Annotated in this window: 9 protein-coding genes and 1 riboswitch; of the genes, 4 read left to right on the forward strand and 5 right to left on the reverse strand. The window is 63.1% G+C overall.

Annotated elements, in window-relative coordinates; all coding sequences use genetic code 11:
- Positions 1–497: 497 nt before the first annotated feature.
- Genes EAY64_RS17810 through EAY64_RS17820 form a run of 3 tightly spaced genes read right to left on the reverse strand, consistent with a single transcriptional unit; the run spans position 498 to position 3,601 of the window.
- A complete protein-coding gene (locus EAY64_RS17810; RefSeq protein ID WP_103526076.1) occupies positions 498–1,685 on the reverse strand; it encodes a DUF1501 domain-containing protein in 1,188 nt (395 codons plus the stop codon).
- A 22-nt stretch (positions 1,686–1,707) separates the two neighbouring features.
- The gene (locus EAY64_RS17815) at positions 1,708–3,216 is read right to left on the reverse strand and encodes a DUF1800 domain-containing protein (protein ID WP_226034157.1); all 1,509 of its coding nucleotides are present in this window, start codon (positions 3,214–3,216) and stop codon (positions 1,708–1,710) included.
- A 49-nt stretch (positions 3,217–3,265) separates the two neighbouring features.
- The gene (locus EAY64_RS17820) at positions 3,266–3,601 is read right to left on the reverse strand and encodes a hypothetical protein (protein WP_103526077.1); all 336 of its coding nucleotides are present in this window, start codon (positions 3,599–3,601) and stop codon (positions 3,266–3,268) included.
- A 180-nt stretch (positions 3,602–3,781) separates the two neighbouring features.
- Positions 3,782–3,873, forward strand: a riboswitch (TPP riboswitch).
- Between the two features lie 56 nt (positions 3,874–3,929).
- Between EAY64_RS17820 and EAY64_RS17825 the strand changes: the two genes are divergently transcribed.
- The 4 genes from EAY64_RS17825 to EAY64_RS17840 are packed head-to-tail and all read left to right on the forward strand — an operon-like array spanning position 3,930 to position 8,025.
- Complete coding sequence (locus EAY64_RS17825; protein ID WP_103526078.1) at positions 3,930–4,943, forward strand: thiamine ABC transporter substrate-binding protein; 1,014 nt, start codon at positions 3,930–3,932, stop codon at positions 4,941–4,943.
- A gap of 11 nt (positions 4,944–4,954) precedes the next feature.
- Complete coding sequence (locus tag EAY64_RS17830; RefSeq protein WP_158604726.1) at positions 4,955–5,527, forward strand: GNAT family N-acetyltransferase; 573 nt, start codon at positions 4,955–4,957, stop codon at positions 5,525–5,527.
- On the forward strand, positions 5,520–7,067 hold the full coding sequence (locus tag EAY64_RS17835) for an ABC transporter permease (RefSeq protein ID WP_103526080.1): 1,548 nt from the start codon (positions 5,520–5,522) through the stop codon (positions 7,065–7,067). The genes EAY64_RS17830 and EAY64_RS17835 overlap by 8 nt, the downstream gene beginning before the upstream one ends.
- A 1-nt stretch (position 7,068) precedes the next feature.
- Positions 7,069–8,025 carry an ABC transporter ATP-binding protein gene (locus EAY64_RS17840; protein ID WP_103526081.1) on the forward strand — a complete coding sequence of 319 codons (957 nt, stop codon included), beginning with the start codon at positions 7,069–7,071 and terminating at the stop codon, positions 8,023–8,025.
- Here the strand turns inward: EAY64_RS17840 and EAY64_RS17845 are convergent, their stop codons facing one another.
- Positions 8,026–8,505: a YbaK/EbsC family protein gene (locus EAY64_RS17845; protein ID WP_103526082.1), complete on the reverse strand. Its 480-nt coding sequence runs from the start codon at positions 8,503–8,505 to the stop codon at positions 8,026–8,028.
- Positions 8,506–8,590: 85 nt separating this feature from the next.
- Positions 8,591–8,892, reverse strand: a 302-nt coding sequence (locus EAY64_RS17850) for a methyl-accepting chemotaxis protein (protein ID WP_305000382.1), incomplete at its 5' end; no start/stop codon positions are given.

Raw genomic sequence — 8,892 nt, forward strand, 5'->3', positions numbered from 1 at the left:
CCCTGAGCGGCACGTCTGCGTCGGCTCGCGCTGACGGGACCCGTTACCCTCGACAGAGGTTTTAATGAGGAAATGCAGACAGGATTTCGGCAAGATTGCCCGATGATCAATGCAAGCCAGTGTGATCCGAGAGGCTAACGCATCAACGCAAGCAGCTAGCCCCGTCAAGCATGCCGACGGGTGGCCCGGGCGAGGTGTTAAGCGCCTGTCCTGTCTGAGCGATTTGACCTTAGCAAATCACGAGTTCAGGTGCGCCTCGCACCGGTCAGGCCCCGGAGGGTAGCCGCAGGCCATTCGATGCGGCCAGTTCTTCTAGTAGTGGGGATCTTTGGCCAAACAAAGATCCCTTTCCCGTTCGCCGCGCGGAAGCGGCACTTAAATCATCATCCGCGTGAGCGGATGCAAACTCTGGTGATTTCCACCGCGTATACCGATACATCCTGGCATCCCCCTGCCTGGCGACGGGTGGGCTTGATTGGTGTCCGGGTCGAGCTGGCTCAGGCCCGCAGCAGCGGCAGCCGCTCGAAATGTCCGCCAAACAGGGAGCGGGCGTCCTTGCCCCACCAGTCCTGTACCACCGTGGCGTAGAGCTGGCGAAAGTCGATGGCGTGGGGTAGGTTGCCATCTGTCACCCCAGCCAGCACCGGCGTCTGGCCATACAGGCCGCCCTTGACCCGGCCGCCCAGCATGAAGTGACTGTTGGCCGTGCCATGGTCGGTGCCGCGATTGCCATTTTCGCGTGGCCGCCGGCCAAATTCGGCATAGCTCAATACCAGGGTGTCGTCCCAGCGGCCTTGTGCCTGCAAGCGGTTTTGCAGCAGGGCCAGGCCGTCGGCCAGTTCGCCCAGCAAGCGCGCCTGGGTGGGCTGCTGGTTGCCGTGGGTGTCAAAGCCGGTGAGGGTGATGCGCGCCACCGCGATGCGGGTGCCGTTCTGCAGAATGTCCGCCAGGGTGTTGATGGCCTGGGCAAAGCCGCCTGCCGCCTTGGGCGGCGCAGTGGGCGCATCGGCCGGATTGACCGTTGGCTTTGGTACTGGCTGTTGCAGCGCATTGGCCGCGGTACGGATATCGCCTTCCACTTTGAGGATGTGCGACAGTGCGCCGCTGTGTGCGCCGGCTTGCTGGTCGGCTGCCAGCTTGGCCTGGCGGGCGAAGTCCTGTGGATTGCTCAGCACCACGGCGCGCGCGCCGCCATCCAGCGGCCCCAGGTTCTGGCTGGACAGCACCACGCCGTCGGCAGCAAAGCCCGCAGGTACCGGCTGGCTGCGAAACAGCCTGCTAAGCCAGCCTTCGCCCAGATACTGATTGCTGGCCGAGGCGGTTTCCCAGATTTCGATGGAACGGAAGTGCGACAGATTGGGCTCGGGGTAGCCCACGCCCTGCAGTACCGCCAGCTGGTGGTTTTGCCACAGCGGCATCAGGCTGCTCATGGCCGGGTGCAGGCCGACCTGTTCATTCAGCTGCAATACCTGTGGCCGGGGAATGCCGATGGCCGGGCGCAGGCGGGTGTAGTCGTCACTGGTGTAGGGAATGACGGTGTTGAGGCCGTCATTGCCGCCTTTTAGCTCGATCAGTACCAGCAGGCGCTGGTAACCGGCCGGAGCCAGGGCATAGCTGAGATTAGGCAGTACCGAAACCAGCAGGCCGGCACCCATGGCCTTGAGAAATTCACGGCGTTGAAACATGGCAAAGTCCTTGGTGATGGTTTCAATGAACCTGGTAGGCCGGGTCCAGCAGCAGGGGCGCGATGGCTTGCGCGCCGCTCATGCCTTCCGGCAGCGGCTGCGCCGGCGGTACCGCCAGCAGCAGGCGCGCGCTGTCGGCTGCGTTGCGGACATGGTAGATGGCGGTCCATTCATCCGGTTGCAGCTTGATCGGGCGCAAGCCGGCCTGGATCAGCCGCTGGATGCGTGCCTGGCGGCCGCCTGCCTCATCCATCTGGCCGTCGGCTTTGATGAAGTTGTTGCGAATGGGGGCGGCATCATGGCTGAGGCGGTCGAGGAATTGCTTGCGCGTCAGCAGGGTGGCGCTGTTGATCCACACTTCACCACCGGGCCAGCCTTTGACATTGGGCGGGTTGAATACGTCCTGGCCCAGCTGGCGGTTGAGCCCGGCCAGCGCACGCCAGTCCGGCGGCGTCAGGTCGAAGGTCACCAGCGTGCCCACGGTCAGCTCCAGTGGCGACTTGATCAACTGGCCCTGGCTTTGCCAGAAGGCGGGTGTCAGCAGCATGGCGCGCAGCAGCGGGCGGATTTCGTAATTATCGCGGTAGAACAGCGTGGACAGGCGCTGGATGTCGGCTTCGTTCGGGGTAGGGGATACCAGGTACCTCCACAGCTTGATGGTGACGAAGCGGGCGGTCTGTGGCTTGCGCAGCAGCATGTCCAGCACGTCGTCGCCATCGAAATTGCCTTGCTGGCCAAAGATGGTCTTGTCACCGTTGTCATGCTGATTGGGGCGGTAGACAAAGTGGAAGTCCTTGTCCAGCGACCAGCCGGTAAAGGCACGGGCGGCTTCGCGGATGTCCTGTTCGCTGTAGTGGCCCTCGCCCAGGGTGAACAGCTCCATCACTTCGCGGGCAAAGTTCTCGTTTGGCTGGCCCTTGCGGTTATTCACCGTGTCCAGATAGCGCATCATCGCCGGATCGCGGGCGATGGCGTGCAGCAGCTGGCCGAAGTTGCCCAGCGCCTGATGGCGCAGCAGTACATTCTGCTGATACATCAGTTGCGGCACGCCCACCTTGTCCAGTCCGGAAACAAAGTGGTTATGCCAGAACAGGGTCATCTTTTCCGTTAGCGGGCTGGGGGTGATGCGCATTTCTTCCAGCCACCAGCCACGCAACTCTTGCGCATGTTCGTTGCGCTCTTTTTGCAGGGCTTTCTTTTCGTCTTCTGTCAGATTGGGTTTGCCGGGGCGGTCGAATGGTTCATTGACCCAGGTGGGCGGCGCGCTGAGGGCGTTGTACACGGCATGATCCAGCAGCCGGTCCACTGCCTGTTCGCGGCCCAGCGGTGCATACAGGGCGATTTGTGCCGGATTGGCACCAAAGCCGGTGCGTGACAGCAGGTGGCGGGCGCCTTCTTCGCCGATGCCGGCCCAGGCAGTCAGCGGCAGCAGGCAGAGCAGGATCAGGCGGATGGCGGTTTGCGCATGCGATCTCATCGGAAAGGCTCGCTCTTCGGTATAAGACAGACCGGCCAGATCTTGGCTGGCCACGCTGGCCGGCTAGGGTCTGGCCGGTAATCGGCTGGAATATGGCTGAAGTTTACTTGCCGATTTCCTTGCTTACCGTGTTTTCTTCCTGATTCAGCGTTTTTTGTTCCTGCTTGGTGATGTGACCGTGGTTTTGACGGGCATCGGCACGTTCCTGCTGGCGGATGGCACGGTCTTGCTGGTGCAGTTCATGAGCTTGCTGCTTGTTGATTTCGCCTTCCTTGCGTTCCTTGTTGATGCGCTTGTCCTGGTGGTCGAGGCGATGGTTGACTTCAGCACGGCGCGGGTGCTGCTTCTGCCATTCGGTCTCGGCCGAGGCGCTGCTGGACAGGGCGGCGAAGGTGAGGGCGGACAGGCTGATCAGCATGATGCGAGCGGACAGTTTCATGGTTTTACTCCCTGGGTTATCTGCGTTGACTTCGGTTTGAACAAGCTTGCTGTTGTTGTGAATTCATCATGGATGGAAAGTGTGTACAATTCGTTTTCTGCGCGCTGCAGGCTGTTAATTTTCGTGAAGAAACGGTAACGCCTTGTAAGCAAGCATGTCGGCAGGTATCAGCATGATGCCGCCAATCACCAGGGGTGCCCGTTGCGGGCTGAGAAACACCCTAGAACCTGAACTGGATAATGCCAGCGGAGGGAGCGTGATGCAGAAGGCTCCACCATCTGTTGTTTCGCTTGCTCCGGCGATTGCGCCTTGTCGCACGGAGAATGTCATGCAGTTGTTCAAAACCACTAGTCTCATCAGCGCGCTGTTGCTGGCCGGCCTGAGCCATGCCGCCGAACTGCGCGTGCTCACCCATAGCTCGTTTGCCGTATCCAAGCCCTTGCTGGCAGAGTTTGAGCAGCAAAATGGCGTCAAGCTCAGCATCATCAAGGCCGGTGATGCCGGCGAGATGGTCAACAAGCTGATCCTGACCCGCGCCAATCCCATTGCCGATGTGGTGTACGGCATCGACAACACCATGATGGGCAAGGCCACAGCTGCCGGTGTGCTGCTGCCTGAGGCGGCAGAGCGCAAATCCGGTCAGCCGCAGCTGCCGGGCGCCACCAGCATCGACTACGGCTATGTCACGCTGAACTACGACAAGGCCTGGTTTGCCAAGAAGCAGCTGCCGCTGCCCAAAAAACTGGACGACCTGACCCGTCCGGCCTACAAGGACCTGCTGGTGGTGGAGAACCCGGCCACTTCCAGCCCCGGTCTGGCTTTTTTGCTGTCCACCATCTCGGCCATGGGCGAGACCCGCGCCATGGCCTTCTGGGCCAAGTTGCGCGACAACGGCGTGAAGGTGAGCAAGGGCTGGACCGAAGCCTATTACACCGATTTTTCGCGCAATGGCGGTGCGCGCCCCATCGTGGTGAGTTATGCCACCAGCCCGGCGGCGGAAGTGTTCTATAGCAAGGAAAAACTCAGCACTTCGCCCACTGCCAACCTGTTGCTGCCCGGTGCGGTGTTCCAGCAGGTAGAAGGCGCCGCGCTGGTCAAGGGCGGCCAGCAAGCCGCGCTGGCGCGCAAGTTCATTGCCTTCCTGCGTTCGGACGCGGTGCAGAAGGATATTCCTACCTCGATGTGGATGTATCCGGTGCAGCCGGGCATCGCGCTGGACCCGGTATTCCAGCATGCCGAAAAGCCGGCGGCCCACACCACGCCTAACCAGCAGCAGATTGCCGCCAACAGCGCCGGCTGGGTCGGCAAGTGGACGCGCATCGTGCTGAAATCCGGCCAGTAATGCAGTCGCCCATGCCCGCAGCTAGTACCGTTCCGGATATCGTCAGCCCACGGCTGATCCTGCGCCACCTCACGCCTGCCATGTTGCGCGCCAGCATGGAGGCGCGGCTGGCCGAGGCGGCGCGCTGGCTGGGCGCACCCTTGCCCATCAGTTGGCTGGAGGAAGCAGCGGTGATGTCGCTGCGGCTGGAGCAGATGGAAAACGAGCCGGAGTATGCGCCATGGTCGATGCGCGCCATGCTGCGGCGGGAGGATGGCCAGCTGGTGGGTCATATCAATTTCCATACCTGCCCCGGCCATGCCTATCTGCAAGGGCGTGGTGATGTCGAGCTGGGCTATACCGTGCTGCCGGCTTTCCGGCGCCAGGGTTATGCCAGCGAGGCCTTGCTGGCCTGTGCCGGCTGGGCGGTGGAAACCGCTGGGGTAAAGCGCTTTGTGCTGTCCATCAGCCCGGATAATCTGCCCTCGCAGGCCTTGGCCGCCAGCCTGGGTTTCCAGTGGCTGGAACGGGTGGACGACCCGGAAGACGGTCCGGAAGATGTGCTGGTCGCCGACTGGCCGTTTACCCGGCAGCACCATGTCTGAGCGTGGCCGTCGAGCAGGGCTGGCCTTGTTGCCGCTGGCCTTCTTGTTGCTGATGTCCATCCTGCCCTTGTTGCGTTTGTTGCAGGAAGGGCAGGGCGCGGTGTCTACCGGCCTGTTTGCCGACCGCTACCTGCAATGGCGGGTGCTGTGGTCCCTGCTGCAGGCCGCGGTCAGCTGTGTGGCCGCCTTGCTGATCGGCTTGCCGGTTGCCTGGTGTCTGGCGCGTTATCGCTTTCCCGGTCGCAGCCTCAGCCTGCGCCTGCTGATGCTGCCTTTTGTCATGCCCACGCTGGTGGCGGCCATGGGTGTGCTGGCGCTGTTCGGGCCGCAGGGATTGCTGGGGGTGAATCTGCAGGACACCCCCTGGCTATTGCTGTATGGCAATCTGTTTTTCAATCTGCCGCTGGTGATTCGTGCTGCCTGTGAGGGGTTGGCGCAGATACCGGCCAGCCGGCTGGCTGCCGCCCGCACGCTGGGCGCGACGCCATGGCGGGTGTTCTGGCGGGTGGAATGGCCGGCGGTGCGGCCCTGGCTGTTGTCCGCCTTGTGCCTGGTATTCCTGTATTGCTTCTCTGGCTTCGGGCTGGCGCTGCTGCTGGGCGGGCAGCGCTATGCCACGGTGGAAGTGGAAATCTACCAGCTGGTGTCCTACGAACTGAATCTGGCCGATGCTGGCGCGCTGGCACTGTTGATGCTGCTGGTGACCGGAGTAATTGCTACGCTGTATGCCTGGCTGGAGCGCCGCCTGGCCGCACCGCTAAAGGTGGACCCGGTGCTGCCGCGCCGCCCGCAGGGCATGGAGTGGCTGCAGCTGGTGGCAGCATTGGCCTTGCTGCTGCTGTTTGCCGGCCTGCCTCTGCTGGCAGTGCTGTGGCGTGCCGTGCAGGCAGTGGCTGCTTCCGGTTTCAGCCTGCTGCACGACGAGGAAGTGTTATTGGCACTGGGCAACTCGGCGCGTTTCAGTGCCATGGCCGTGCTGCTGGCGGCGCTGCTGGGCTGGCTGCATGCGCTGGCGGCACGTGGCAGCCTGTGGCTGCGGGCGCTGGCCTTTCTCCCCTTTGTGGTGTCCCCCGTGTGCGTGGCCTTTGGCCTGTTGCTGCTCTACCCGCAGTGGAGCGCCAGTCTGCCCCTGTTGCTGGCCAGCTATGCCTTGCTGGCCTATCCCTTTGTGGCGCGCAGCCTGGCGGGTGCGCTGGACAGCCTGCCACGTCACTGGCCGCAGGCCGCGCGCAGTCTGGGGGCCAGCCCCTTGCGGGTGTTTGCCCGTGTCGAATGGCCTTTGCTGCGACCGGCTTTCCGCCGTGGTCTGGCTTTTGCTGCGGCGACCGCGCTGGGCGAATTTGCCGTGACGCTGTTTTTGTCGCGGCCGGAATGGCTGACCCTGACCACGCTGATCTACCAGCGCCTGGGCCGGCCGGGAGCCGACAATGCTGCCAGCGCCATGCTGCTGGCTTGTCTGTTGATGTTGCTGGCGCTGCTGGCTTTTCTGATCATCGAATGGCCGTCTGCCGCCGAACGGCAGTTGCGCAAGGAGTCCTGACATGCTGCGACTGGAAGAGGTATGCAAGCGTTTTGGCCCGAAGCTGGTGGCCGACCAGCTCAGCCTGACACTGGAGGCCGGCGAAGTGCTGGCCTTGCTGGGGCCGTCCGGCTGTGGCAAAAGCAGCCTGCTTAAGATGATTGCCGGGCTGGAGCAGCCCGATAGCGGCCGCCTGTCGTTTGCCGGGGCCGACCTGGCTGGTGTGGCGGCAGAGGCGCGGCGTTTTGCGCTGATGTTTCAGGACTTTGCCCTGTTTCCGCATCTGGATGTGCTGGGCAATGTCTGCTTCGGGCTGATCGAGCACGGGGTGGCGCGGGCGGCAGCGCGGCAACAGGCATTGGCCTGTTTGCAGCAGCTGGGGCTGGCCGGCATGGAGGCGCGCAAGGTATGGACGCTGTCTGGTGGTGAACAGCAGCGGGTGGCGCTGGCGCGGGCCTTGGTCACCCGGCCACGGCTGTTGCTGCTGGATGAACCGTTTTCCAGTCTGGACGCGGATTTGCGGCGGCAGTTGCAGCAGGAATTCCGCCAGCAATTACAGCAGGCAGCTATTCCGGCGGTGTTGGTGACTCATGACCGCGAAGAAGCCTTCGCCCTGGCCGACCGGGTGGCGGTGCTGCGCGAGGGGCGCATTGTCCAGTGCGCTACCCCGGCGCAATTGCTGGCCGCGCCGGCCACGCCCTGGCTGGCACGTTTTATCGGTTACGAAAACGTGCTGGCCGAGGGGGTGGTGCCAGAGCAGGCCTTGCGGCTGGGGCCGGAGCAACCGGCAGCGGCGGTGCGGCGCATCATCCAGCTGGCGGACGGGGTGAGGGTGACGGTGGCCAGTGCGGATGGCGAACTGACGCTGACCCTGTCTGCGCGTGAAGTGCAGCAGTATGCGGCCGGGCTGGATGTGGGCAGCCTGTTGCATGTCGGCATTGACCGTAGCGCCATGCTGTCTTATTCCACCGCCTGCTGATTAGCCAGCCAGCTCGGCGACAGGCTGGCACACGTCCACCCAGCTGCCGGCGGTGATCTCGGCCATCCGTGCCGGGCTGATGCGCACCGCGCTGTGAATGGCACCGGCGGCGGGCAGCACTTCATCGAAATCCTGCAAGGAACGATCCAGGTATACCGGCAAGGGCTGTGCCAAACCAAAGGGGCAGACCCCGCCCACCGGATGACCGGTCAGCTCGACCACTTCTTCCTGGGCCAGCATCTTGCCCTTGCCCAATGCGTCCTTGAACTTGCGGTTGTCGATACGGGCATCGCCACGGGTGACCAGAATGATCACCTCGCCGCTGGCCAGGCGGAAGGACAGGGTCTTGGCGATGCGCCCCGGCTCTACGCCATGGGCGGCGGCCGCCAGCGCCACGGTGGCGGTGCTGACTTCCAGTTCGATGATGGGGATATCCAGTTGACGGGCGGCGAAGAAATCGCGAACGGATTGCAGGCTCATGATCAAAGGCTAAACAGTATGGACGGCACTCCACACTAAACGCTGACCGGCAGGCTGGCAAGGCGCGCAGCCTGCCGGTAGGGCTTCAGTGGCCGGCGATTTCACTCAGCTTGTCGCTGATGTCCTGCGCGGTGGCTGCCTGTTCTTCTGCGGCATTGGCGATTTCGACCACGAAATTCCGCATCTGGTGGATCTCATCGACAATGGCCACGATGGCGTTTTCGGCATTGCTGAAGTCCTGTTCGGTGGATTTTACCTGCAGGCGGCCGCTGTCCATCGAGTGGATGCTGGTGTTGACCTCCTGCTGGATGTCGCGAATCATGCCGCCGATTTCCTGGGTGGCCTTGGTGGTGCGCTCGGCCAGCTTGCGTACCTCGTCGGCCACCA

It is taken from the genome of Aquitalea palustris (assembly GCF_003693445.1).
Taxonomy (GTDB): domain Bacteria; phylum Pseudomonadota; class Gammaproteobacteria; order Burkholderiales; family Chromobacteriaceae; genus Aquitalea; species Aquitalea palustris.